The sequence below is a fragment of the Halobacterium sp. R2-5 genome, from assembly GCF_011734195.1.
Taxonomy (GTDB): domain Archaea; phylum Halobacteriota; class Halobacteria; order Halobacteriales; family Halobacteriaceae; genus Halobacterium.
In genome coordinates this window covers 1,223,012-1,247,749 of the sequence record NZ_JAANTH010000001.1, presented here as the reverse complement: position 1 = coordinate 1,247,749, position 24,738 = coordinate 1,223,012, and the positions used below count along the sequence as shown (strand labels likewise).

Here is a 24,738-nt window from a genome sequence, read left to right as displayed (position 1 = left end):
AACGGCGCGTCGAGCTCGGACGTCCAGTAACGGCAACACCCAAGCCCCGCCGCGCCCAAGCCGCAGTCGAATGCCGTCCCCCTCCGACGGCCGGTCGCGGCGGGACGTCCTGAAGGCCGCGGTCGCCGCCGGCACCACGACCGCCCTCGCCGCCTGCGTCGACCTCGCGCCCGACGACGGCCCGCCGACCGGCTCCCCCGGTTCGAAGCCCGCCCGCCAGCACGCGTGGAACGACCACGTCCGCACCGACGACTACGGGAACGTCGAACTGCCGCGCCACCAGACCCTCCTCTACCTATCGCTGGACCGCGACGGCCCGCCGACGGAGGCCGACCGAGAGACCGTCGAGCGCGCGCTCGCCGTGCTCGACGAGGCCTACGAGTGGTCGAGCGACGGCCTGCTGTTCTCGGTGGCGTACTCGCGGGCGTACTTCGAGCGCTTCGACGCCGCGCCCGTGAACGTCGACCTCCCGGAGCCGGCGCCGCTGTCGCCGTTCGAGGACCCGGTCTTCGACACCCAGGACGCGCTCGTCCACCTCGCCAGCGACCGCGCGGACGTCGTCCTCGAAGCCGAACACGCGCTCACGGGGCAGACTGACGAAGCGAACGGCGTCGACGCAGAGCCGCTGACGGACGCGCTGTCCGTCGAGTCGCGACGGACCGGGTTCGTCGGTGCGGGGATGCCCGCCGAGCGCCAGGACGCGGACGGCGTCCCGGACACGAATCCAGTGCCCGAGGACGCGCCGCTGTTCATGGGGTTCACGGCTGGCTTCCGGGAGAATCAGGCGACCGAGGACTACGTCACCATCGAGTCCGCGCCGTTCGCTGGCGGCACGACGAAGGTCGTCTCGAACCTCCGCCAGCGCCTCGACGACTGGTACGTCGAACAGGGCTACGAGGAGCGCGTGACGGAGCTGTTCAGCCCCGGCCACGCCGCCGACGGCCTCGTCGAGGGCGTCGGGAACAACCTCGGCGCGGACAGCCGCATCGACGAGTACGTCGACGACGTCGAGGCTCACGCCCGCGAGTACGGCCGCGTCGGGCACGCCCAGAAGGCCGCGCGCTCGAACCGCGACGCCGACGGGAACGTGCGCGTGCTCCGCCGGCACTTCGAGTCCACGGACGACGTCGGCTCCGACCGCGAGGTCGCGAGCCTCCACTTCCCGTCGCTCCAGCGCGAGATATCGACGTTCGAGGACGTTCGCCGCGCGATGAACGGCACGGACCTCGTTGACTCGTCGCCGGCGGTCCGCCAGCGCGTCAACAACGGCATCCTCGAGTACGTCTTCGCGCGGCGCCGCGGCTACTTCCTCGTGCCGCCCCGCGAGCTGCGCGCGCTCCCCGCGCCCGACCCGTGACTACAGGCCGAGTTCGGTGACGTCGTCGACGTCGAACTGCAGGACCTCGGGCTCGCCCGCGAGCAGGTCGGGGAGCTCGTCCTCGAAGCGCTGGAAGTGCTCGCTCTCCTCGTGGGCGTCCACGGCGGCCGCGTCCTCGTACTGCTCGAAGAACCGAATCACGTGCTCGTCCTGGACATCGACGGCGGCGCGGTAGTCGATGACTCCCGCCTCCTCGTTCGACTGTTCGACGAGGTGGTCGGCGAGTTCGAGCGCGTCCTCGCGGCGCTCCGGGTTGATCGGGAAGGTCGCGTGGAGTACGATCACGCGTCAACGTACCGCGGGCGGGCCGAAGTAAGTCTGGGTAGCGACACTCAGTGCCGCGCGAGCAGAACGGCTGCGAGCGCGGCGGCGACGACGGCGTGGACGACGCCGTAGCCCGGGACGGTCGCGTCGGATTCGTTCGTGTCGGGCTCGCTCGTCGTCGCGTCGCTGGTCTCGGTCGGCGTGACGACGTCGCCGTCGTCACCGGGCGTCTGGACGACGGGGCCGGTCGTCGCAGTCGCTTCGTCGACCTGCCAGACGAGGAAGTACGAGCTCACGGGGCTGTCGCCGGCCCGCACGAGCTGGTCGCCCTCGGAGAACTCTCCGTCGCCGTCGTCGGTGTACAGTTGCGCGTAGAGGCCGACGGTCGAGCGATTCTGGGGGAACGCCGACGGGTCGAAGTCCACGCTGACGTTCTCGTGAGCGCCCCGTTCGAGCGCTCTCGTAGCGACGACGCGGCCGTCAGTGCCCGAGTCCGTGCGGAGCACGAGGAAGCCGTCTTCGGGGAGCACGGCCCGTGAGACGGTCGCGGTCGCGGACGCGGTCTGCTGTGCGCCCTCGCGCTCTGCGAGTACGCTCGCCGGCTCGTCGCTCTTCGCGACGGTCACGGCCTGCCCGGTCGACGCGCCGAACGCCGACGCGCGCTCGTCCGTCCCGGGGTCGAACTCGCCGTTGTCGTCGCTATCCGCGTGGAAGACGACCCACAGCGTGCCGTTCTCGGGCCAGTCGGCCCACGCGTCGTCGTCCATCTCGACGGGCACGCCCTGCTGGAAGCCGTCGTCCATCCGGACGTCCGTGTGGCCGATTGGCTCGCCGACTTCGCCGTCGCCGGTGGCGCGGTGGAGGACGAGGAAGCCGTCCGTGAGCGGGCGGACGGCCTCCACGACGACGGTGCCGTCCGTCGAGCGCTGGCTGTCCACTTCGACGTGGTTGCCGTGGCCGGCGGCGGGGGCCGCGGACGCCACGAGCGCGACCGCGAGGAGGGCGGCGATGGCGGCGCGTCGCATGCCCGCGTCTACCCGGCAAGCGGGGTTAACGCTTCTGGAGACCGGGAACTCTATTGTCCCGCCGGCCGCCGTTGGGCGTATGCGCCGCCGACGGTTCCTCGCGCTCGGGTCGCTCGCCTCCACCGCCCTCCTCGCCGGCTGCGCGAGCGACGCCACCGACGACGCCACGACCGAACCGCCAGCGACGACCGAACCGACGCAGACGACGGCCGAGAAGCCCGACGGCGTCTACGTGCAGTCCTTCGAGGAGCGGATGGCGATGCAGGGGACGACGACCGTCGACGACTACACGGTCGCGTTGCTGTTCACGGTGCCGCACACGTTCTGGACGCTGACCAACGAGGACGTCTCGAAGACCGCGAAGAGCCCGGAGGACGACGTCCATCTGATGGCGGTCGTCTGGGACGACGAGACGGACACCGTGCTGCCGGCTGCGGCCGTCTCCGTGGAGCTAGAGCGCGGCGAGTTCCTCGCGCAGGAAGTGCTCTACCCGATGCTCTCCCAGCCGATGGGCTCGCACTACGGAGACAACTTCAGCCTCGACGGCGACGGCACGTACACCGCGACCGTCTCCATCGGCGCCACCGCCCCCCGCAAGACGGGCGCCTTCGAGGGGCGCTTCGACAGCGTCGAGACCGCCGAGATGACCGTGGAGTTCACCGAGGAGACGCGGGCGCGGGTCGGCTCCTCGCCGATCGAGCAGGCCGGCGAACCGGGCGCGCTCGCGCCGCGCGAGACCAGCTACCCGAAGTCGTTCGCGCCCGCTCGCGACGACCTCCCGGGGGCGGTACGCGGCACCGCAGCCATCGACGACGCCTACTTCGTCGTCACCGACCTCGCGTCCGCGGAGCGCGTCGGGAGCCCCGAGGACGCGTACCTCGCGGTGTCGGCGCGCACGCGGTACAACGGCTACGAGCTCTCGGCGATGGCGCTGGACGCGACGCTCGAACGCGACGGCGAGACGGTCTACGACGGGACGCTGTCGCGCACGCTCAGCCCGGACCTCGGCCTCCACCTCGGTGCCGCGGTGCCGAGCGTCGAGGACGGCGACGACCTCACGCTCTCGGTGCGCCAGCCGCCGCAGGTCGGCCGCCACGAGGGCTACGAGACGGCGTTTCTCGACACCGAGTCCGTGACGCTGACGCTCTAGGCGTACGCGTCGAACTCCCGACCGAACGCGAGGAAGTAGCCGGTGCCGACGAGGCCGACGGCGGTCGCGAGCGTGAACGACAGCGTCGGCGAGACCGCGTAGACGGCGCCGCCGAGCGCGGTGCTCGGGATGCTGACGGCGTTCCGCACGAGGTAGTACGTCCCGGTGACGCGGCCGCCCGCTTCGTTCTCGGCGGGCCCGACAATCATCGCCTTGTGGGCGGGGAGGCCGGCGAACCGCAGGCCGGAGTACGCGAACAGCGCGACGAGCGCCCACTGGTCGGCGGGCGCGTTGATGAGGAGGACGGGGAACGTCGCGTACACGGCGAACCCCGCGGCGATGACGGGCTTGAGGCCGACGCGCTCGGCGAGCCGCGAGACCGGGAGCATCGACAGCAGGGCGACGAACATCTCGACGCCGAGCAGCACGCCGAAGAACGCCTCCGGGCTCAGGGAGACGCCGAAGCCCGCGAAGCCGACGCCGTCGCCGCCCAGGAACTCCGTGACGACGATGACGAAGAACACGTACGCCATCCCGTTCGCGAACCGCACGAGCACGTCCGCGACCAGCAGCGGCCGGAGTTCCGCGGGGAGCCCACGCAGGTCGGCGACGACCTGCCGGACGCCCTCGAACTCGTCGCCGATGCTGTCGCCCGCGGGGTCGTAGAGGACGTGCTGGACGGCGGTGCCGGCGGCGGCGAACGCGACGGCGGCCGCGAGCACCCACTGGAAGCCGAGCGTGAAGTCGCCGGCGTACGCGATGAACCCCGAGGCGAGCAGCGGCCCGACGAGGAAGCCGACCCGGCGGAACGTCTCCGTGCTCGCGAACCCGGCGGCGAGCTCGGCGTTCGGGACGCTCTGCTTGACGACGGCGAACGTCGCGCCGAGGCCGAACGACTTCCAGGCCTGCGTGAGGAACAGGCCGGCGAAGATCCACGCCCACGGCGGCACCGCGACCGGGCCGACCTCGAGCGTGCCGAGTCGCGGGGCGAGCAGCCAGAAGAGGAACCCGAGCGCGGAGACGAGGCCGAACGCGGTGAGCGCGCGCCGCGAGCCGAGGCGGTCCGAGACGGCGCCGCCCGGGTACGGGTAGACGGCGCTGACGAGGTTGCCGAGGCTGCCGTAGAGCCCGATGACGCCCGCTCCGGCGCCGAGCACGCTCATGTACCGGGGGACGTACCGGCTGGTCATCTGGAAGCCGAGGCTGAACGCGAACATCGCCACCGAGAGCACGAGCACGTCCCGCTCCATCGACGCGAGCTGCCGGAACGGCGCGCCCGGGTCGACCGAGCGGCGGTCGTCACCCATAGCTACGCGGCGGTTCGAGGGGTTCGCAGATAACAGTACGGCACGGCGACCAGCGCGGTCAGCGGACGGCTACTGCGGGGGAATCGCGGTCTCCTCGGCGTCGGTCGCGAGCGCGCGCTTGACGGCCTCGACGTCGTCGCTGCCGGCCTCTGACTGGTTCTCCATGAGCACCGTCTCGCTGGGGAACAGGCGCTCGCCGACTTCGAGGCCGTGCTCGCGGGCGGTCGACCCCGTGACCGTGAGGTAGACGCCGACGCCGACGTCCGCGATGGCGGCCTCCTCCTCGCGGCCCGCGTCCGGGTAGACGAACTCGATGCCCTGCGTGGTGTCCGTGCCGAGAACCGCGCGCACGAGGCGCTCGTACCGCGGGCTGATGCAGACGTCGCCCTCGTAGGCCGCGAGGAACGCGCGGTCGAGGTCGTCGGCACCGACCGACTGCCGGGCGGCGGGCGTCGCCAGCAGCGTGTGGTGGACAGTGTCGCCGAGCCCCGAAATCACGCGCACGTCCGTGTCGTGGGGGTCGATGCGGTCGTTCAGGTCCGCGATGGTCGAGAGCGGCTCGGGCTCCAGTTGGACGACCTCCTCGAGCACGAGGTCGGCGCTGTCGAACCCGAGCGCGAACTCGTGGGTGCGGAGCGCGCGGAACGGCTCCTCGCGGCCGACGAGCTGGACGGGCGTCCCCCCGACGTCGAGGGTCAGCGAATCGAAGACGACGCGCCGGGGTTTGCCCGCGCGGGCGTCCCGCAGCAGCGTGAAGTCCGGCCGGCGGGGGTCTTCGGGCTCGCTGTACGCGGCGAGGCGGTCGTAGACGCCCCGCTCGGCGTCCTGTTCGTCCTTCGTGACGGCCTTCTCGTAGCGGAGCGTCGAGGCCACCTCGTCGGCGACCGCGGTCGCGTCGGCGCGAGCGGCGAATCTGTCGAGCACGGCTTCCAGCGGCCGCCCCTTCCGCGGGACGGCGACGCGCACCGGCGCTGTCATTGTCGGAGAGAGCCGGCGCGCGCCGAAAACCGTTGTGATTCGGGAGAAGAGCCGGGGTTACGTGCCGAAGACGTCCGAGAGCTGGTCGCGCCACTCCTCGATGTCGTCGACGTGGTCCTCCAGGTCGTCGAGGTCCTCGGAGACGTCCTCGAGGTCGCCCTCGAGCTCGTCGACCGCCATGACGTCCTCCTCGGTGTCTTCGAGGCGCTCGTCGAGGGCGTCGACGTCCCCGCGGACGCGCTCGACGTCCTCGCGGAGGTCGTCTATCGCGCCCACGTCGGCTTCCACGTCCGCGACGCGCTCGCGGAGCTCCTCGCGGTCGCCGGCGGCGTCCTCGACGCTCGCCTCCACTTCCGCGAGCTCGTCGCCGAGGTCCGCGAGCTCCGCGGACAGCGAGGACACCTCGCTCTCGACGTCGCTGACGAGCTGCTGGGCGGTGCCCTCCTCGTCGAGGAACTCCTCTAAGGCGTCCGTGTACGCCTCCAGTTCGGAGACGCGGCTCTGGAGGTGGTCGATCTCGACCTCGGTGCTGTTCGGCACGCCGCCGAACGCCTCCTCGAACGTCGCGAGGTCGTCGTCGCTGACCTCGTCGTTCCGGATGGCCTCCGCGAGCGCGCCGGCCACGTCGCCCGCGTCGAAGCCGACGGCTGCGGGCTCGGCGGCCGTTTCGCCGGACTCGTCGGCGTCGTCGCCGTCGAAGCCCTGCGCCTCGGGCTCGTTCAGCTCCTCGGCGTCAGCCGCGGGCGGGTCGGGCTGCTCGGCGCCGAAGCCCTCGGCCTCGGGCTCGGTCGGCGGCTCCTCCTCGAAGCCCCCCTCGGCTTCCTCGCTCGCGTTCGACGCCGCCTCAGGAGCGGGCTCGGGCTCGGGCTCCGACTCCGGCTCGTCGTCGGCGCCGATGTCGACGTCGCCCTCGAGGATTTCGGCGTCCTCCTCTTCGAGGGACTCGATGCTGCCCTCGATGTCGGCCTCCAGGCCGGCCTCCTCGCCGTCGTCTTCGAGACCGGGGACCGTGTCGCGCTCGCCGCCCGCGAGCTCGCGGACGACCGACGTGGACTCCGGCGGGACGACGTCGCCGATGTCCTCGCCGTCGAGTTCGACGGTCGGCGCGGAGAGGAACGGCGTCTCGTCCTGGCCGTCCTCCATGCGCACGCCGTAGACGGTGGTGAACGTCTCGCCGGCGTCGATCTCGCGCTCGAACCGGACGACGCCGTCGCCGCTGGCCGTCCAGTGCTCGCTGCCGTACTCGGGGTGGAACCCGATCTGGTCGATGCCGAACTCGTCGGGAATCTCGTCGACGATGCGGAGGGTGACCGCGTCGTCCCGCGAGGAGTCGACGTCGAAGGCGACTGCGGGCACGGGGAAGTCCTCGGCGTTGAAGAACTTGCTCACCGCGACGCCGTCGGTCTCGACGACCGTCTCGTCACTCACTGGAACCACCCGCGTGTGGGTCGTGCATACCCCCACCTACGCGGACGGAGACTTAAATTACCCGCCGCTCGCAGGGGAACGTTACTTCCCTGTCACGTCCACGCGGTCGCCGATTTCCGCGATCTCGAGCGAACGAGGGGACTCGAAGCTCCGGACGTGGTGGTGGAGGGCGGTCGGATCCGCCGTCAGGCCCTTCCACATGTCCCAGTGGGAAGGCAGCAGGCGGTCGACCTGAAGGTTGCTGGCGGCCTCGACGATCTGGTTCTCGTCGTTGTACCAGCGCGTGCGCTTCGGCTCGCGAGTCTGCTTGTCGGGAATGTTCCCGACTGTCCCGAACGCCAGAATCCCGAGGTCGATGTCGTACGCCGCGCCGAGTTCGGCGAACTCGTCGCTCGGCTTGGTGTCGCCGCCGTGGAAAATCGTGCCCGCGTCGTGCTCGAAGACGTACGAGACGGGGTGAGTGGCGTCCGGGTCGTGCGCGGGCTCGACGTGGACCGTGAACTCGCCGACCTCGAAGCTGTCGCCCTCGACGACTTCCTCGTACTGGTCGGTGTCGACGGCGTAGTTGTCGTCCCACGCCTCCTCGCCGCGCGCGACCGCCACGGAGTCGTCGGGCGCGTAGAACGCGGCGCCGGTTTCGGCGAGAATCGGCGCCTGACTCGGGCCGTGGACGTGGTCGGTGTGCTCGTGCGTTGCGAGCACGGCGTCCGCCTCGGTGACGTCCCGCGGATTGAACGGCACCGGAATCATGCGGGTCGTGCGCGGCGGGTCGCCCGTGCCGAGGTACGGGTCGACGAACAGCGTCGTCCCGTCAGAGCCCTTCAGCACGAAACCGTTGCAGCCGAGATACCAGACGGCGACCCCCTCGGGCGCCGCGTCCTCGACGGCGGTGGGGAGCCAGTCGCCCCAGTCGGAGTGGACCATACCGGTAGGTCTCTCGGTCGGCTCCTAAACGTTCCGGGGTCGCGCGACGGCGCGGCGAAGAAGGGGAGTCAGTCCTGACAGCAGGCGCCGGACTCGCCGACGAAGTCGACGGCCAGCGGCTCCGAGATCAGGTCGTTGAGGAGCTCGAACTTGGCTTCCAGTTCGTCCTGGGCGTCGAGGTACTCGGCCATCACGGGGTGTTCGTGGAGGCGCTTTTGGGCGTCTTCGACCTTCTCGACGTCCTGCTGGGTGGCGTCGCCGGTCTGGCGCGCGAGCATGAACTCCTGGCGGAGGTCCTCGAACTCGCTGATGCGCTCCTGGACTTCCTCGCTGTCCTCGACCGCGGCCTTCGTCTCCTCGTAGCGCTGGTACTCGGGCGTGTCCGTGATGGCTTCGCCGAGCTGGCGCGCGAGGTCGTCGGCCTTCGAGGTGCCGGTGGCGGTCGCGGAGTCGGAGTCGACGCTCATGTCTCGCGGTTGGCGCTCGCGGGGTTTGAAGCTGCCGGAAGCGGGGGCGGCTACAGCTGTTCGGCCAGCCACTCGAGGTTCATCACGGCCGCCGAGAGCAACACGCCGACGACGGACGCGAGCACGAGGAACGCGGAGACGACGCTGACCATCGGCGTGAGCGAGGACTGGAGGGAGGTCCACGCGAGCACTGGCACGGTCTGGACCTCGAAGGACTTCAGGAACAGCGCCATGATGAACTCCTGGAGGCTGACGATGAACGCCACGACCGTGGAGATGACGACGCCGCTCCGGACGTTCGGCAGGATGACGTGGTAGAAGACGCGACCGGGACGCGCGCCGAGGTCCATGCCGGCGTCGCGGAGGCTCCAGTCGAAGCGCGCGAACACGGACTGCATGATGAAGAACACGAGCGGCGTCGCCCACAGCGCGTGTGCGACGACGATGTTGACGTAGCTGTTCGTGAGCCCGATTCGGTTGAAGTAGATGAGCAGGGTGAGCCCGAGCACGACCGGCGGGACGAGCAGCGGCAGCAAGACGATCGGCGGGAGGAGTTTCGCTGCCCGCGAGTCCGAGCGCTGGACTGCCAGCGACCCCGTGACGCCGAGGACGGTCGCGAGCAGGGACGAACCGACGCCGATGAGGAGGCTGTCGCGGACGGCGCCGAGCCACTCCTCACTACCGAAGAACGTCGCGTACCACTCCAGGGTGTAGCCGCTGGGCGGGAACGTCAGGTACGACGACTGCTGGAACGACGTCACGAAGACGACGACGATGGGCAGCATGAGGACGGCGAACACGAGCCAGTAGCCCGCGCGGAACAGGGCGTCCTCGACGCGTTCGCGGGAGACGACGTCAGACATCTTGGACACCTCCCACGGACCCGGTGAGCAGGCGAATCACGGCCAGCGACGCCGCCAGCATCGCGGCCAGCATCAGGAGGGCGAACGCCGCGCCGAGCGGCCAGTTGAAGTTCGTGAGCATGAGGTTCCCGATCTCCATGGCGAAGGTGGTCTGGGAGCCCGTCCCGAGCTGCGAGGGGGCCGCGTACGCGCCGACGCTCCACGCGAACGAGACGACGGTCGCGACGGCGACGCCGGGGAGGACTTCGGGGAGGACGACTTCGACGAACGACCGTGGCCGGGACGCGCCGAGGTCCCGCGCGGCTTCGACGACGTCCCAGTCCAGCGTCGAGAGCACGCTGTAGATGGCGAGGACGGCGTACGGGAACACGATGTACACCTGCCCGACGACGGTGCCGAACATCGAGGGCGCGAACTGGATGCGACTCCCGACGAGCCCCGCCGAGAGGAGGAAGTCGTTGAGCACGCCGTTCGGCGCGAGCAGCGGCCGCCACGCGTACGTCTTCACGACCAGCGTCGTCAGCAGCGGGAGAATGACCGAGAACAGCAGTACGGACTTCGTCAAGCCGTCGGCGCGGTAGGCGGCGTACGCGTAGAACAGCGCGAGCACCACCGCCGTCACGGTCGCGATGACGCCGAGCTTGAACGAGAACAGGATCATCTGCTGGTAGAGGTCCGACGCGAGGATGTCTCCGTAGGCGGCGAGCGTCCAGCCGGTCTCGTAGAACCCCGTCTCGGGCTGGCTGTTGAGGCTCATCCGGACGAGGATGAGGAAGGGGACGACGAAGAACACCAGCTCGAAGGCCGCGAGCGGCGCGAGCAGGAACACCGACGTGGGGTCTCGGCTCTTGATGCGTTCGCCGAACCACGCGAACATCGACTCGTCGGCCAGCGCGCCCATCACGTCCCACCTCGCCCGAGGCGTTCACCCTCCGAGAAGACGAGCAGGTCCGCGGGGTCCCACGAGACGACGACGGAGTCGCCGACCTCGAAGTCCGTCTGGTCCCCGACGCTCTGCTCGAAGAAGACGCTCGTCTCCCCGATCTGGACGTAGAACCGGACCGACGACCCGCGATAGAGGACGTCCGTGACGGTGCCCTCGAGGGAGGTCGTCACGTCCCCAGTCTCGACCGGTTTGGCGGACTGGCCGCCGTCGGCGGCGACCCGGGAGACGTCGAGTTCTTCGGGGCGGAACGAGATGGTCAGTGGGTCGCCGGGCCCGACGTCGCCGCCCGGCGTCGGCACCTCGATCTCCTCGTCGAACTCGGTGGCGGCGACGACGCCGCCGTCGATCTCCGTCGCCACGCGGGCGTCCACGAGGTTCGTGTCCCCGAGGAACTCCTCGACGAAGAGGCTCACCGGGTCGTCGTACACTTCCCGTGGCTCGCCGACCTGCTCGACGTCACCGTCGTTCATGATGGCGATGCTGTCCGCGAGCGTGAACGCCTCGTTCTGGTCGTGGGTGACGTGGACGAACGTCGTCTCGACCTCGTCGTGGATGTTGCGGAGTTCGAGCTGCATCTGCTCGCGGAGCCGCTTGTCGAGGTTCGACAGCGGCTCGTCGAGCAGGAGGACGTCCGGCTCGATGGCGAGCGAGCGCGCGAGCGCGACGCGCTGCTTCTGGCCGCCGGAGAGGTCTCCGGGGTCGGCGTCCGCGAACTCCCCCATCTCGACGACGTCGAGGACCTCGCGGGCGCGTTCGTTGCGCTCGTTCTCGTCGACGCCGTCCATCTTCAGGCCGAACGCGACGTTCTCGAGGACGCTCTTGTGCGGGAACAGCGCCCAGGACTGGAACACCGTCGAGGTGGCCCGCTCGTACGGCGGTTCGTCGGTGACGCGTTCGTCGCCGATGTAGACGTCGCCGTCAGTCGGCGTCTCGAGGCCGCCGAGCATCCGCAGGGTCGTGGACTTCCCACAGCCCGACGGGCCGAGCAGACACAGCAGCTCGCCGTCGTCGACGTCGAGGTCGAGGCCGTCCACGGCGGTCAGGTCACCGTACTCTTTGGTCAGGTCAGCGAGTGTTACAGAAGCCATCGCCTTACTGGTTCTTCATCTGCTTGAACTTGTCAGAGAACTTCGCCGAGTGCGGAGCGACCTCCTCCCACTGCGGGATGGACCACTGCTGGGCCTCCTCCGCGGTGGTCGGGAGGTACTGGGCGAGGTCGTCGGGGTAGGACATGTCCGACGTGGTGAAGAACAGCGGGTGGTCCTCGGCCCACTTGCTCTGGACTTCGGGGTCGAGGAGCATGTTGATGAACTCCTCGCCGAGCCGGCGCTTGTCAGTGCCGCGGACGACCGCCCAGTTGTTCATCCAGCCGGCGTTCTGCTCGGGCATCGAGAACTCGACGTTCGGGTGGTCTTCCATGTCGTAGTAGACCTGGTCGAAGTACCACTGGGCGGCGTCGATGATGCCGTTCTGGAACTGCTGCCAGATGTCCGTCCCGGAGGACGCCCACCCCTCGACGGGCCACGCCTCGATGGTGTCCACGAGGGCGTCGTGGTGCTGTTCCTCGTAGAGCTCCTGTGCGCCGGGTGCGGCGTCCGTGCCGACGCCCGCGGCGAGCAGCGGGTAGATCCAGAACCCGGAGTCGACGCCGACGCCGTCGGACTGCTGGACGACGGAGTCGGTGAAGTCGCTCCACGTCTCCACGGGCTCGTCGAGGTCCGTGTCGTAGAGGATGCTCAGCGGCGCGCCGTCGACGGGGGCGCCGTGGGAGTGCGGACGGATGTCCTTGTAGTGCTGGATGACGTTGTCGATGTTGGGGATGTGGTCCTCGTAGCGGAGCTCCTCGAAGAGGTCCTGCGTGCGGCCGTTGTAGTAGATTGGTTCGCACGCGACCGTCACGTCGAACGGCGGGTCGTCGGCGGGCGCAGACTTGATCTTCGCGAGCAGCGAGTTCCACCCGGAGACCAGCTCGAGTTCGGCGTCGAACCGGGACTCGAAGATGGGGCGGATGGCTTCCTCGAAGCGCTCGACGTAGTTGCCGCTCCAGACCGTCACGCGGAGCGTCGTCGGTCCGCCGCTTCCACCGAGCATTCCCGTGCAGCCCGCGAGCGCGCTCGCGCCGGCGGTCCCGGCCGCACCGAGGAACGCTCGGCGGCTCGCAGAGCTGTGTCTAGTGTCTCGATTCTCGCCCGTGTTGTCCAGGCCGTTGCCTGACATACCCGGGCTCAAACGAAGTGCGACATAAAACAGTGATGGCATCGGCACCCCTTCATGAGAGTCCACAACAAGGAGTTTCGGGCGTCTCGCTCCGTCTGGTGCCGTGACCGAGCGGGAGGGGGAAGCGCCGACGTTAAACGGCGTGACAGCGTACGGCGTCTCAATGAGTCAGCAGGAGCGGACCTCCGGAGACCTCCGGAACACGGGGCTCTCCCTGAAACACGACCGGACGTGGGACTACGAGCTCGACCGCATCGTGGAAGCGGTCGAGGAGCGCGACGCGGAGAAGGTCGGTCTGCAGTTCCCCGAGGGGCTGAAGCGCAGCGCGCCCGGGGTCGCGGACGACCTCCGGAAGCTGCTGCCCGAGGACACGCGCGTCCTCATCTCCGGCCAGCCGTGTTACGGCGCCTGCGACCTGGACACGTACATGATGCGGCGGACGGACGTCTTCGTCCACTTCGGGCACTCCCCGATGAAGGAGTCCGAGAAGATCATCTACGTGCCGCTGTTCTCGAACGTCGACGTCGAGCCCATCATGGAGCAGTCCCTCGAAGAGCTGGAGGTCGGGGACGTCGGCCTCGTCACGACCGCCCAGCACATGAACCTCTTCGGGGAGATGAAGGAGTGGCTGACCGAGCGCGGCTTCGACGTCCACACGCGGAAGGGCGACGACCGCCTCACCCACGAGGGCCAGGTCCTGGGCTGTAACTACGCGAGCGCGGACATCGACGCCGACCAGGTGCTGTACGTCGGCGGCGGGAAGTTCCACCCGCTCGGCCTCGCGATGGAGCACCCCGACAAGAAGGTCGTCATCGCGGACCCGGTGAACAACTCGGTGTCCGTCGCGGACACGGAGAAGTTCCTGAAGCAGCGTTACGCCACCGTCCACAAGGCGATGGACGCCGAGAAGTGGGGCGTCATCTTCTGCACGAAGATCGGACAGGGCCGCTGGGACCAGGCCAACGAGATCGTGGAGAACAACGACAACGCCTACCTCATCACGATGGACGAGGTCACCCCGGACCGCCTCCGGAACTTCGACATGGACGCGTTCGTGAACACGGGCTGCCCGCGCATCACGACGGACGACGGCCCGCAGTTCCACAAGCCGATGCTGACGCCCGGCGAGTACGAGATCGCGGTGGGGAACAAGCCCCTCGAAGACCTCTCCTTCGACACCTTCCACGGCACCTGGTAGCCGCTCACTCGGCGGGCTCGACGCCCGTGACTTCGATTCTCGTCCCCTCGTCAGTTCCCTCGGTGACTGCCACGTCCCAGCCGTGCGCGGCGGCGAGTTCCGAGACGATCGTCAGCCCGAGACCCGTCCCGCCGTCGGCGGTGGAGTAGCCGGATTCGAAGACGCGCCCGCGCTCCTCTTCCGGGATGCCGAACCCGTCGTCCTCGACGTAGAAGCCGCCGTCTACGTCTCCGACGCGGACCGTGACGGAGTCGTCCGGGTTCTCGGGAGCGTGCTCTACCGCGTTTCTGAAGAGGTTCTCGAACAGTTGTACGAGCCGGCCTTCGTCGGCGCGGACGACCTGCTCGCTCTCGATTGCGAGCGCGGCGTCGCCCGTCGCGACCGTGGACCACGCGCGCTTGGCCGCGCGGTCTAGCGCGACGTCCTCGAGGTCGGTGACGGTGCCGTCCTGGCGGGCGAGCGCGAGCACGTCGTCGATGAGCGTCCGCATCCGCTCGTGGGCGTTCGCGACGGTGTCGAGGTGGTCGGCGTCCACCTCTCGGCGGGCGAGCTCGAGGTTCCCCTGCGCGACGTTCAGGGGGTTGCGGAGGTCGTGGCTGAGGATGTCCGCGAACTCCTCCAGGCGGTCGCGTTCCCGGCGGAGCGCGCGCTCGCGTTCCTTGAACTCCGTGACGTCCCGCGTGACGCCGACGAGGTGGGTGACCTCGCCGTCGACGACGACCGGCGAGACGGTGCCCGAGACGACGATGTCGCCGGCGGGGAACTCGAACACCTCCTCGAACTCCACGGGCTCGCGGCGCTCGTAGCACCGGCGGTGGTGGGAGGTGGTCTGGTCGCCGAGCGCCGAGTGGAACGCCTCGTGCTCGGTCTTCCCGACGAGGCTCTCGGCGGACAGCCCGCTCATCGCCTCGTGGGCGGGGTTGAGCTGGCGGTAGACGAACTCCACGTCGTCGTCGTCCCCGACGACCTCCAGGAGGAACAGGCCGTCCTGGGCGTTCTCGAAGACCGTCTCGTACTGGCGTTTCAGCCGCCGGAGTTCGGCCTCGCGTTCCCTGCGTTCGGTGACGTCGCGGCTGATGGCGAGGTACTGGCGCTCGCCGCCGACCTCCAGTTGCGCGAGGTGGACTTCGACGGGGAACGTCGAGCCGTCGCTGCGCTCGAACTCCGCGTCGAAGCGCCGCACGTCGCCGCGTTCCATCTCGGCCTCCATCGACGCGACCCCCTCCGGGTCGGCCTCCGTGTCGACGTCCCAGACGCGCATCCCGACGACGTCGGCGCGGTCGTAGCCGAGTTCCTCGCAGAACCGCTGGTTGGCGTCGACGATGGCGCCGTCGGCGTCGTGGATGTTCACCATGTCCGGGGAGTTCTCGAACAGCGCCTCGAAGCGCTCGGAGGTGCGTTCGAGGCGGCGCTGGCGGCGGCGCTGGTCGGTGACGTCCGTGATGAACCCCTCGATGGCCTCGACACCGCCGTCACCGTCGCGGATGCCGCGCCCGCGCTCCCAGACGACCTTCGTGTCGCCGCCCCGCGTCACGACGCGGTACGTGACCTCGAAGGGGTCGCCGGTGTCGATGGCGCTCTGCACGGTCGTCCACATCCCGTCGCGGTCGTCGGGGTGGATGACGTCCTCGCCCCAGACGGCGTCGCCGGCTTCCAGTGCGGCGGCGGGGTAGCCGGTGAGCTGCTCGCACTCGCCGCCGACGAACTCCATCGGCCAGCCGGGCTCGTTCCGGCAGCGGTACACCATCCCGGGGAGGTTGCTGATGAGCGTCTGCAGGCGGCGGTTGTGCTCGTCGAGCGCGCGCTCGGAGCGCCGGCGCTCGACGGCGTTCCGGATGCGGTTCGCGAGCACGGTGTACTGGTCGGTGCCGACTTCCTTCTGGAGGTAGTCGGTGACGCCCGCGGAGATGGCGTCGCTGGCGACCTCCTCGCTGCCTTTCCCGGTGAAGAGGATGAACGGCAGCTCGGGGCGCTCGTCGCGGACGCGTTCGAGGAACTCGATGCCGTTCTGCTCGGGCATGTCGTAGTCGGAGACGACGCAGTCGTGGCCGTCGAGGGCGCCGAGGGCGGTCGTCGTGCTGGTCGCGGTGGTGACGTCGAGACAGTCGTCGACGCGTTCGAGGTACGTGCGGGCGAGTTCACCGAACGACTCGTCGTCGTCGACGTGGAGGACGCGTATCGGCTCGGTCGTCGCGCTCGTACCGACGTCCATACGCTCGCATGGGACTATCTCAGCAAATAACGACGGGGTTGCCGGCCGCCCGGAAAATTACTACTGTGCATTAACAAACCTTTTTGTATTTCTACCATGTATGGTGAGGTAGCATGAGCACGTCACGCCAGTCCGGCCCCGTCGAGGGCTGTCGACCCACCGACTCAACGCCCGTGGCCGTCGACGCCGGCGCCATCGCGGACGCGTCCCGCGAGGACCTCCGCGCGTTCGCCGACGACCTCGCCGACGAGGGCTACGTTCCCGCCGAAGTCACCGTGGACGCCGCCTTCGACGAGGACTGCTCGCTCGCCACCCAGCGCGAGGCCGACCGCCTCCGCGACCTCGTCGAGAACGCCTCCTTCCTCGGCGCGAACCGCCTCACTGTCGACGTCCGCGAGGCCGCCGCCCCGGAGAAAGTCCGTCCCGCCCTCTCCGCCGTCGCCGAGCGCGCGCGCCGCGACGGCCTCGCCGTCGACGTCAACGGCCTCTCACTGAACTGACGGACCGGCTGCGTGACGTAGCTTTCTTCGCTCCCCGAGCCCTCGCTGCGGACGTGAAACGCGCGCTCGAACAGCGACTGGCCGCGGTCGAGGGGTTCCGCGACCCGAGCGCCGCGCTCGAACAGTACCCGACGCCCGCGGACCTCGCCGCCCACCTCCTCCACCTCGCAGACCTCCACGGCGACCTCGCCGGCCGCACGGTCGCCGACCTCGGCACCGGCACGGGGATACTCGCGCTCGGCGCCGCCACCCGGGAGCCCGCGCGCGTCCTCGCCGTCGAACGGGACCGCGAAGCGCTCGCCGTCGCGCGCGAGAACGAGGCGCGCGTCGACCCTGGCGTCGCCGTCGACTGGCTGCTCGGAGACGCCACGCGGCCGCCGCTGGCGAGCGTCGACACGGTCGTGATGAACCCGCCGTTCGGCGCGCAGCGCGGCAGCGAACACGCCGACCGCGCGTTCCTCGCGGCCACCGCCGACGTCGCGAGCGTCTCGTACTCGATTCACAACGCGGGCAGCCAGTCGTTCGTGGAGTCGTTCGCGGCCGACGGAGGCGGCGAGGTCACGCACGCGTTCGCCGCCGAGTTGGACGTCGCCCGCCAGTTCGACTTCCACACGAGCGAGCGCGAGCGCCTCGACGTCGAGGCGTTCCGCATCGAGTGGTGACTACTCGTAGGACTCCTCGGTCGCGATCGTTACGGTAGTGTTGCCGTACGCCGCGAGCACGCGGCTCTCGTTCCGCGCGAACGTCAGCCCGCCCGCGTCGACGGACTCGTTGCCCCGCGGGAGCTCGACGGTCTCGACGACCGTGTCGTTCCGCAGGACCTCCAGCCCGAATCCGCCGCCAGCGGCGTCCACGCGCACCGCCCGGCCGCCGACGACGGGGTCGGCCGTCGAGCCCTCGGAGCTGTAGACGTGCCTCGTCGACTCGTCCGGCGGCGTCACGTAGACGTTGTAGACGGCGTCCCCGCCCGCGGGCACCCAGCCGCGGCGGTGGACGCCGACCGTCTCCTTCCAGCCGACGCCGCCCACGGTGACGGTCTGGTCGCCGTAGAACCCGAGTCTGCTCGCGCTCACCTCCTCCGTCCAGATGTCGCGGCCGTCGTTCGCGACGATGACGCCGCTCGCCGAGACGTTCGTCGCCTCGCTCCCGTACGGCAGGTCGACGCCAGCGACGCGCTCGTTCGTGACGTCCTCGGCGTACGTCACCTCGTAGCCCCGGACTTCCACGGGATCGCCGGGGAGGTCGGCGTCCGCGACGGTGGTGAGGTTCACCGGGACGGCGACCAGCGACATCGTCACGACCGGCAACAGCAGCAGCGCGAACGCGACCTTCCGCGTGGAGACGTCGCGGACGAGGGTGGCCGCGTCAGCGCGCACGGCGGCGGTCAGCAGGACGGCGAGCGTGGCGACGAGCAACAGCCCGAGCGCGCGGAACAGCACGTACTCGTCGACGCCGCCGTACCACCACACCGCCCACAGCGACATCGACGCGCCGAGCACGACGGCGCCGAACCAGACGCGGGCCGCAGACGGTCCGCGGTCGCGGCGGGCGACGAGCGCGGCCGCCAGCACCGCGCCGGCGAGGAAGCCGAAGAGGTGGCCCTGCACGGAGACGCCGGCCCACCACGGCGCCGAGAACGACGAGGACGCGGAGGCGTACGTGATCGGGTTCTGGAGGACCGACCAGAGCAAGGAGAGCAGTTCGCGCGCGGACACCGCGAGCACAGTCGCCAGCGGGAAGCGCACGAGCGCGAACCCGGCGAACGCGTAGACGACGCCGGAGAAGCCGATGGTCGCGCCCCAGGAGAACACGCCCGTGAGCAGTCCCAGCGCGAGGACACCCGCGGGGAACAGTACGAACGCCCGGACGTAGGGGTTCGTCGTCCACGAGCCGAACGACGACTCGCCGCGCTCCGTCGGGTAGTGCGAGAACGCGTACTCCGCGAGCGGCGCGAGCGCGACTGTCCCGAGCAGGTTCCCGGTGACGTGGCCGAGGCTGGCGTGCGCGAACGCGGACGTGACCGTCCCGAGCGGGTAGAAGTACGACCACGAGACGAACGGCACGACCAGCGGCGACCCCGCCGCGCCGAACTGGACGACGAGGTAGAACGCGGCGACGCCCGCGACGACGGCGAGCGTCCCCCACGGGACGCCGAACAGCAGCCGGCTACGGACGCGCCGGACGACCGCGCGTCCCTCGCCGACCGACATCACGGCCGCGCCGGTCGCGAGTAGCGCGACGACGGCGGCGTACGCGGCCGCGCTCCAGACGCCGACGGTTTCCAGCGCCGCGGCGGCGGCGATGCCGAGGAGGACGCCGAGCGGCGCGGCGCGAGCGAGCGGTCCGAGGCGACGGTACCGTGGGACGGCGGCGGTCGCTGCGAGGACGGCGACCGTCGCCGCGGCGACGACGACCACCGGCGAGACGTTCATACGGGAAGATGGCTGGCCCCGATGGCATAAACCGTCCGCCCGCGAACCGACGCTTCGAAACGTTGAAACGCGATACGGGCGAACCACGTCGCATGGAACTGCGGGTCATCGAGAAGGGAGACGCGGAACTCACGATCGAGATTAGCGGGGAGGACCACACGTTCATGAACGGGCTGAAGGGCGCGCTCCTCGAGACCGAGGGCGTCACCGCGGCCTCGTACGACGTGAACCCCGAGCAGTCCGGCGGTCAGACGGAGCCGGTGCTCACCATCAAGACCGAGGACGGCGCCGACCCGCTGAGCGCGCTGGAGTCGGCGGCCGGCCGGATGGGCGACGAGCTCCGGGACTTCGCGGACGCGTTCGAGGCGGCGGCCTAACCGGCGACGACGGACAGCTCGAAGCGGCGATTCGCGAACTCGAAGGCCGGCGCCTGACTGCGCTCGGCCAGCGCGTCGACGTGTTCTTCTAACGCCTTGCGGCGACCGGGCTGTGTGCGGACGCGGACGCTGTCGGTCTCCTCGCCGAAGTACGCGATCGCGTTCTGGATCTCGGGTACCGACAGCACGTCTGTCGCCGAGAGCCGCGTCGCCTCGCGGTCGCTGTTCGTCAACACGAGATACGTGGGCTGGAGGCCGCCGGACGCGTGCGCCAGGCTCACGAAGCGCGCCGAGTCGCACTCGACGGCTTCGACGGCGGCCCGCCCGGCGTCGAGCGGTCCGTCGTCCGAGCACTGGGCAGGTCCCGGGTCCCCCGGCCCGGACGCACCAGAGTAGGGCATACGGTTATTCTCAACGACCCGTATGATAAATCATTCGTAGCGTTTACAGTTACAGCGCCGCGAAACAAACTCCCGAAAGTTCACCGGCGACTAGCTTGCGGTCAGTAGCGGACCGGAACGTCGTGGTCGTCGAGGTACTGCTTGGTCTCCTCGATGGTGTACTCGCCGTAGTGGAAGATCGACGCCGCGAGCGCGGCGTCCGCGCCGACGTCGAACGCCTCCACCATGTCCTGCGGGGAGCCACAGCCGGAGGACGCGATGACCGGCGTGGAGACGGCGTCACAGACCGCACCCGTCAGCGGGAGGTCGTAGCCGTCCTTCGTGCCGTCGGCGTCGATGGAGTTCACGAACAGCTCGCCGGCGCCGCGGCGCTCGGCCTCCGCCGCCCACTCGACGACGTCGATGCCGGTGCCCTCGCGGCCGCCTTTCACGGTCGCCTCGAACCAGCAGGACTCGCCGTCGACCTGCTCGTAGTGCTCGCCGTCCTCGTCGAAGCGCCGGCGCGCGTCCACGCTGATGACGATGCACTGGTTGCCGAACGCCCGCGCGCCCTCCGTGATGAGCTCCGGGCGTTCGATGGCGCCCGTGTTGATGGAGACCTTGTCGGCGCCCGCGCGCAGCGTCTCCTTGATGTCGTCGGTGTCACGGATGCCGCCGCCGACTGTCAGCGGGATGAACACCTCGTCGGCGACGCGCTCGACGACGCTCAGCATCGTCTCCCGGCCCTCCGCGCTCGCCGTGATGTCGAGGAAGACGAACTCGTCGGCGCCCGCCTCGTTGTACCGTTTGGCCATCTCCACGGGGTCGCCCGTGTATTCGAGGTCTTCGAAGTTCACGCCCGTGTAGACGGCGGCGTTCCCGTCGTCGTCGACGTCGACGTCGACGCACGGGATGACGCGCTTAGTCAAAGCCATGTGATAGCGACGAGTAGGGTCCGCCCCCACAAAAACAGTCCGAACGCGGACACGCCGTCGGGACACTCACCTCCCGCTGTCCGTCCCGGCTCGTTCCTCAGGTTTCGGTGTCGATGAGCTCCGCGGCGCCGTTCTGTTCGACCGTGATGCGGTACCCCTCGTAGCTGAAGCTGACCTTGAACTGGGCTTCCGGCGCCGGCGGCGTCGAGAACAGGTGGTCGAGAACGTGGTCGGCGATGTCGTACATCGCCGGCAGCTCGGTCGTGTCCGTGCCCTCGACGTCGGCGACGAGCTCCGCGATTTCGACTGCGGGGTTCTCCGCGTCCGTGTCCAGCTCCCGGTGGATGATGTTGTCTTCCGTCGGTTCAGCCATACGCTATAATGCGGACGCCTCGGTAAAGTTCATGTGGCGGTTCCGTTCGGGACGCTGCCCGCCCGTGCCCGTTCCGGAGAGTCGGAGCGCGGTCCCGCTCGAACGCAGTTTGGGGCGTCCCACAGTGCGGCGGTCGAATCTCCTCCGAGCCCGAGAGACTGACCGTTACCGGTACTGACTCAGTCGTCGGCGGGCGGCCGGAGGTCGTCGACGGTGCGCTCGTGGGGGCGTTTCGCCAGGTACCGGCCGATCTGCTCAGCGTCCTCGTCCGTGATTCCGTACTCCGTTCGCGACTCGTCGGCCTCAGCTGGCGGTGTCATGGTGTCGGGCAGGAGGCCGCACGGACGGATAGGTCGCGCGTTCTCTCAGTTACTCACTGTCACCAAGGGAGTGACAGCGCGCCGGCAGCGGCGGGCCGGACCGGGTACGAGCAGTCGGGGGAGTCGATAGTGGTTTCACCCCCTGCGAACAAGAGCCGCTGACATGACGTTCGTCGTCGCGTTCGACAACTCGCCGCTCTCGCGGGCCGCCCTCGACCGCGCAACCCGGTTCGCGACCACCGTCGACGAGGACGTCGTCGCGGTCACCGCGGTTCCGCGCGACGCGAAGAAAGCCCGCGAGCGCGGGTGGCTCGGCGGCGACACGGAGTTCTCGGTCGAGCGAGTCACCGCGAACCTCCAGGCCATCGTGACCGACCTCGACCCGAGTGCGGGGTTCGCGTACCGGGTCGTCGACAGGTACGCGCCCCGCGGCCGCGTGAGTCGCGCGATTCGCGAGCTCGCCGTCGAGCGCGACGCGTCGGTCGTGTTCATCGGCAGCGACAACGCCGGCCGGATGGTCGGCGGCATCAGCTCCGTCGGCCAGACCGTCTCCTCGGACGACCGCTACGACGTCCACATCGTCCGCCATCCCCGCGACCAGTAGCGCCGGTTCGGTACTGCCAAGTGAGGGCACATCCAACCGCCGCGTATGTCCGACCACGCTCACGACGACCACGGGGACGCGGGCCGCGTCACGTCACCGATGCAGGAGTACTCCACTAGCCACGTCGGCACCGGCTTCATCGTACTGCTCGTCGGCCTCGCGGTCGCGTACCTGCTGCCCGCGTTCTTCTAGTCGAGTTCGCGTTCGAGGACGCGCCGCGCGTCCGCGATCTCCTCGTGCTCGTAGTTCACGGACTCGCCGGCCACGCCGAGCGCGAGCGCGCCGTCGGCCGTCGCTTCGCCGAGGTCGACCACGGGCGCGTCCACGGCCTCCCGGAGCACGTCGGCGTCGGTCGTCTCCACGACCGCGCGCCCCGGCGCCTCGGAGAACAGCGCGCCGACGCTCGGCACTTCGGCGTCGACCCCCGCGTCCTCGCCGACCATCTCGGCGAGCGTGACCGCGAGCCCGCCGTCGCTGACGTCGTGGACCGCGAGCGTCGCGTCGTGTGCCGCGGCCGTCCGGACCCCGGCGACGCCCTCGGACTCGACGTCGGGGAACGGCGCGCTGCCGTCGAACTGCGCGAGGTACTCGCTCCCGCCGAGCGTCTCGTCGTGCCCGCCGACGAGCACGAGGTCGCCCTCTCCCGCGACTGCCATTCCGGGCGCGTCGTAGCCCGCCCGGACGCCGAGCATCGCGAGCGTCGGCGTCGGCGGTACGGGGCCCGCAGCGGAGTCGTTGTAGAGGCTGACGTTCCCGCCGACGACCGGCGCGTCGACCGCGCGGCAGCCGTCCGCGAGACCGTCGACAGCCGACGCGAAGCCGCCGTAGACGTCCGGCTTCTCGGGGTTCCCGCCGTTCAGGCAGTCCACCGCCGCGAGCGGCTCGGCGCCGACGGCCGCGAGGTTCGTCGCGTTCTCCACGGCCGTCGCGTACGCGCCGCGGTACGGCGACGCCGCCGTCCAGTTCGGGTTCGCGCCCGCCGAAAACGCGAGCGCCGTCTCCTCGCCGCCCGCCTCAGCTACTTCGTGGAGCGCGAGTTCGGCGGCGTCCTCGCCGGGCCGGCGGAGCGTGCGGTTACCGACCTCGTGGTCGTACTGGCGGTACACCCAGCGCTTGCTCGCCGTGTTCGGGCTCGACAGCACCGCGTCGAACGCCTCGCCGACTCCGACGTCCGGCAGGTCGGTGTCGCGCTCGCTCGGCTCCTCGCGCTCGAGGTCGTTCATCGGCGCGCCGTCCGCGAGGAACTCCGCGGGCGCGTCAACGACCGTCTCGCCCTCGAACTCGCAGACGTAGTTCCCCTCGGTCACCTCGCCGATGACCGAGCAGCCGAGGTCGAAGCGGTCCGCGATCTCCGCGACGCGCTCGACGTCCTCCGGGCGGACCTCGTAGCACATCCGCTCCTGGGACTCGGCGAGCAGGATTTCGAGCGCGTTCATGTTCGGTTCGCGCTGGTGGACGTTCGCCAGGTCGATGCGCGCGCCGAGGCCGCCCTGCGCGACCATCTCCGAGGACGCGCCGCCCAGCCCGGCCGCGCCGAGGTCGCGGGCGGCCAGCAGGAGGTCCTCGTCGACGAGCGCCTCGTTGGCCTCCACGAGGAGCTTCTCCGTGTACGGGTCGCCAACCTGGACCGCGGGCCGGTCCTCGGTCTCGGCGTCCTCCGCGAGGTCCTCGCTTGCGAAGCTCGCGCCGCCGAGACCGTCCCGGCCCGTTGCGTTCCCGACGAGCACGAGCTTGTTCCCGGGTTCTTTCGCGGCGGCCGTGACGAGGCGGTCCTCGGTGACGAGGCCGACGCACGCGACGTTCACGAGCGGGTTGCCCTCGTAGCCGTCGTGGAACTGCGTGCTCCCCGTCACGGTGGGGACGCCGATGGCGTTCCCGTAGTCGCTGATACCCTCGACGACGCCGTCGAGGAGGTACCGGGAGTGGTCGCGGTCGAAGCCGCCGAAGTACAGCGCGTCCGCGAGCGCTATCGGGTACGCCCCCATCGAGAGCGTGTCGCGGACGATGCCGCCGACGCCCGTGGCGGCGCCGTCGTAGGGGTCGACGTACGAGGGGTGGTTGTGGCTCTCGACGCCGAACGTCACGAGTTGGTCCGTACCGGGGACGGAGACGACCGCGGCGTCGTCGCCCGGCCCGACGACGACGTCGTCGCTGTCGGTGGTGAACGCGGACAGCAGCGGCCGAGAGGAGCGGTACGCGCAGTGCTCGCTCCAGAGGTTCTCGAACAGCGCGGCCTCCGCCCGCGTCGGGTCGCGGCCGAGCTCCGCTTCGACGAGGCGTCGGTCCGAGTCGGCGAGTGGCATTCACCTTCTTGGTTCTCCTACGGCGGTTTAGTCGTTTCTATGTGCACGGACGTGGGCAACATTCGGGTTCGCGTCGGCCCGGGTTTCGCTGTTCCAGCGGCGACACTCGGAACGCGGCGCTCGTGCTCACAGACCCCAGTGCCGCGCTGCTGGCCGC

At 69.9% G+C, this 24,738-nt stretch carries 26 protein-coding genes; 8 read left to right on the top strand and 18 right to left on the bottom strand.

Annotation, left to right across the window (positions count from 1 at the left end; genetic code table 11):
* Positions 1-70 precede the first annotated feature (70 nt).
* Entirely contained in the window at positions 71-1,357 is a 1,287-nt protein-coding gene (locus G9C83_RS06750) for a Tat pathway signal protein (RefSeq protein WP_167245333.1), read from the top strand.
* On the opposite strand, the gene G9C83_RS06745 is transcribed toward G9C83_RS06750, so the two are convergent.
* Together G9C83_RS06745 and G9C83_RS06740 are read right to left on the bottom strand one after the other, a co-directional pair.
* The gene (locus tag G9C83_RS06745) at positions 1,358-1,663 is read right to left on the bottom strand and encodes a putative quinol monooxygenase (RefSeq protein ID WP_167245332.1); all 306 of its coding nucleotides are present in this window, start codon (positions 1,661-1,663) and stop codon (positions 1,358-1,360) included.
* Between the two features lie 47 nt (positions 1,664-1,710).
* Positions 1,711-2,667 carry a hypothetical protein gene (locus tag G9C83_RS06740; RefSeq protein WP_167245331.1) on the bottom strand — a complete coding sequence of 319 codons (957 nt, stop codon included), beginning with the start codon at positions 2,665-2,667 and terminating at the stop codon, positions 1,711-1,713.
* Positions 2,668-2,746: 79 nt separating this feature from the next.
* Between G9C83_RS06740 and G9C83_RS06735 the strand changes: the two genes are divergently transcribed.
* The gene (locus G9C83_RS06735) at positions 2,747-3,817 is read left to right on the top strand and encodes a fe2+ transport protein (RefSeq protein ID WP_167245330.1); all 1,071 of its coding nucleotides are present in this window, start codon (positions 2,747-2,749) and stop codon (positions 3,815-3,817) included.
* Here the strand turns inward: G9C83_RS06735 and G9C83_RS06730 are convergent.
* The 9 genes from G9C83_RS06730 to G9C83_RS06690 form a co-directional block, all read right to left on the bottom strand.
* The gene (locus tag G9C83_RS06730) at positions 3,814-5,124 is read right to left on the bottom strand and encodes an MFS transporter (RefSeq protein WP_167245329.1); all 1,311 of its coding nucleotides are present in this window, start codon (positions 5,122-5,124) and stop codon (positions 3,814-3,816) included. The two genes, G9C83_RS06735 and G9C83_RS06730, sit on opposite strands and share 4 nt — an antisense overlap.
* A 69-nt stretch (positions 5,125-5,193) precedes the next feature.
* Positions 5,194-6,102, bottom strand: a complete 909-nt coding sequence (locus G9C83_RS06725) for a hypothetical protein (protein ID WP_167245328.1) — start codon at positions 6,100-6,102, stop codon at positions 5,194-5,196.
* Between the two features lie 57 nt (positions 6,103-6,159).
* Complete coding sequence (locus G9C83_RS06720; protein WP_208288431.1) at positions 6,160-7,530, bottom strand: hypothetical protein; 1,371 nt, start codon at positions 7,528-7,530, stop codon at positions 6,160-6,162.
* Positions 7,531-7,611: 81 nt separating this feature from the next.
* On the bottom strand, positions 7,612-8,454 hold the full coding sequence (locus G9C83_RS06715) for an MBL fold metallo-hydrolase (protein ID WP_167245326.1): 843 nt from the start codon (positions 8,452-8,454) through the stop codon (positions 7,612-7,614).
* 68 nt (positions 8,455-8,522) lie between these two features.
* The gene (locus G9C83_RS06710) at positions 8,523-8,921 is read right to left on the bottom strand and encodes a YlbF family regulator (protein WP_167245325.1); all 399 of its coding nucleotides are present in this window, start codon (positions 8,919-8,921) and stop codon (positions 8,523-8,525) included.
* 50 nt (positions 8,922-8,971) lie between these two features.
* Positions 8,972-9,784 (bottom strand): ABC transporter permease, encoded by an 813-nt coding sequence (locus G9C83_RS06705; protein WP_167245324.1) that lies wholly within the window; start codon positions 9,782-9,784, stop codon positions 8,972-8,974.
* Complete coding sequence (locus G9C83_RS06700; protein WP_167245323.1) at positions 9,777-10,685, bottom strand: ABC transporter permease; 909 nt, start codon at positions 10,683-10,685, stop codon at positions 9,777-9,779. Before G9C83_RS06700 ends, G9C83_RS06705 begins: the two co-directional genes overlap by 8 nt.
* Positions 10,685-11,818, bottom strand: coding sequence for an ABC transporter ATP-binding protein (locus G9C83_RS06695; protein ID WP_167245322.1), 1,134 nt, complete (start codon positions 11,816-11,818; stop codon positions 10,685-10,687). Before G9C83_RS06695 ends, G9C83_RS06700 begins: the two co-directional genes overlap by 1 nt.
* 4 nt (positions 11,819-11,822) lie before the next feature.
* Positions 11,823-12,947: an extracellular solute-binding protein gene (locus tag G9C83_RS06690; RefSeq protein WP_167245321.1), complete on the bottom strand. Its 1,125-nt coding sequence runs from the start codon at positions 12,945-12,947 to the stop codon at positions 11,823-11,825.
* Positions 12,948-13,110: 163 nt separating this feature from the next.
* Here G9C83_RS06690 and dph2 point away from each other — a divergent pair, with 163 nt between their 5' ends.
* Positions 13,111-14,145 carry a diphthamide biosynthesis enzyme Dph2 gene (gene dph2, locus G9C83_RS06685; protein ID WP_167245320.1) on the top strand — a complete coding sequence of 345 codons (1,035 nt, stop codon included), beginning with the start codon at positions 13,111-13,113 and terminating at the stop codon, positions 14,143-14,145.
* 4 nt (positions 14,146-14,149) lie between these two features.
* Here the strand turns inward: dph2 and G9C83_RS06680 are convergent, their stop codons facing one another.
* Positions 14,150-16,357, bottom strand: a complete 2,208-nt coding sequence (locus G9C83_RS06680) for a PAS domain S-box protein (protein WP_167245319.1) — start codon at positions 16,355-16,357, stop codon at positions 14,150-14,152.
* 113 nt (positions 16,358-16,470) lie between these two features.
* On the opposite strand from G9C83_RS06680, the gene G9C83_RS06675 reads away from it, so the two are divergent.
* Positions 16,471-16,857: a hypothetical protein gene (locus G9C83_RS06675; protein ID WP_167245318.1), complete on the top strand. Its 387-nt coding sequence runs from the start codon at positions 16,471-16,473 to the stop codon at positions 16,855-16,857.
* Positions 16,858-16,910: 53 nt separating this feature from the next.
* Positions 16,911-17,519, top strand: a complete 609-nt coding sequence (locus G9C83_RS06670) for an METTL5 family protein (protein WP_167245317.1) — start codon at positions 16,911-16,913, stop codon at positions 17,517-17,519.
* On the opposite strand, the gene G9C83_RS06665 is transcribed toward G9C83_RS06670, so the two are convergent.
* Positions 17,520-19,289, bottom strand: a complete 1,770-nt coding sequence (locus G9C83_RS06665) for a rhomboid family intramembrane serine protease (RefSeq protein ID WP_167245316.1) — start codon at positions 19,287-19,289, stop codon at positions 17,520-17,522.
* 92 nt (positions 19,290-19,381) lie between these two features.
* Between G9C83_RS06665 and G9C83_RS06660 the strand changes: the two genes are divergently transcribed.
* The gene (locus G9C83_RS06660) at positions 19,382-19,666 is read left to right on the top strand and encodes a DNA-directed RNA polymerase subunit L (RefSeq protein WP_167245315.1); all 285 of its coding nucleotides are present in this window, start codon (positions 19,382-19,384) and stop codon (positions 19,664-19,666) included.
* Here G9C83_RS06660 and G9C83_RS06655 read toward each other — a convergent pair.
* The 4 genes from G9C83_RS06655 to G9C83_RS06640 form a co-directional block, all read right to left on the bottom strand.
* Positions 19,663-20,067 carry a hypothetical protein gene (locus G9C83_RS06655; protein WP_167245314.1) on the bottom strand — a complete coding sequence of 135 codons (405 nt, stop codon included), beginning with the start codon at positions 20,065-20,067 and terminating at the stop codon, positions 19,663-19,665. The two genes, G9C83_RS06660 and G9C83_RS06655, sit on opposite strands and share 4 nt — an antisense overlap.
* 101 nt (positions 20,068-20,168) lie before the next feature.
* On the bottom strand, positions 20,169-20,981 hold the full coding sequence (hisF, locus tag G9C83_RS06650) for an imidazole glycerol phosphate synthase subunit HisF (RefSeq protein ID WP_167245313.1): 813 nt from the start codon (positions 20,979-20,981) through the stop codon (positions 20,169-20,171).
* A gap of 97 nt (positions 20,982-21,078) precedes the next feature.
* Positions 21,079-21,354 carry a HalOD1 output domain-containing protein gene (locus tag G9C83_RS06645; protein WP_167245312.1) on the bottom strand — a complete coding sequence of 92 codons (276 nt, stop codon included), beginning with the start codon at positions 21,352-21,354 and terminating at the stop codon, positions 21,079-21,081.
* Between the two features lie 179 nt (positions 21,355-21,533).
* Entirely contained in the window at positions 21,534-21,674 is a 141-nt protein-coding gene (locus G9C83_RS06640; protein ID WP_167245311.1) for a hypothetical protein, read from the bottom strand.
* Positions 21,675-21,837: 163 nt separating this feature from the next.
* On the opposite strand from G9C83_RS06640, the gene G9C83_RS06635 reads away from it, so the two are divergent.
* Positions 21,838-22,278 carry a universal stress protein gene (locus G9C83_RS06635; protein WP_167244081.1) on the top strand — a complete coding sequence of 147 codons (441 nt, stop codon included), beginning with the start codon at positions 21,838-21,840 and terminating at the stop codon, positions 22,276-22,278.
* Positions 22,279-22,323: 45 nt separating this feature from the next.
* Positions 22,324-22,470, top strand: a complete 147-nt coding sequence (locus G9C83_RS06630; protein WP_167245310.1) for a hypothetical protein — start codon at positions 22,324-22,326, stop codon at positions 22,468-22,470.
* Here the strand turns inward: G9C83_RS06630 and purL are convergent.
* A complete protein-coding gene (gene purL / locus G9C83_RS06625; protein ID WP_167245309.1) occupies positions 22,467-24,581 on the bottom strand; it encodes a phosphoribosylformylglycinamidine synthase subunit PurL in 2,115 nt (704 codons plus the stop codon). The two genes, G9C83_RS06630 and purL, sit on opposite strands and share 4 nt — an antisense overlap.
* Between the last annotated feature and the right edge of the window lie 157 nt (positions 24,582-24,738).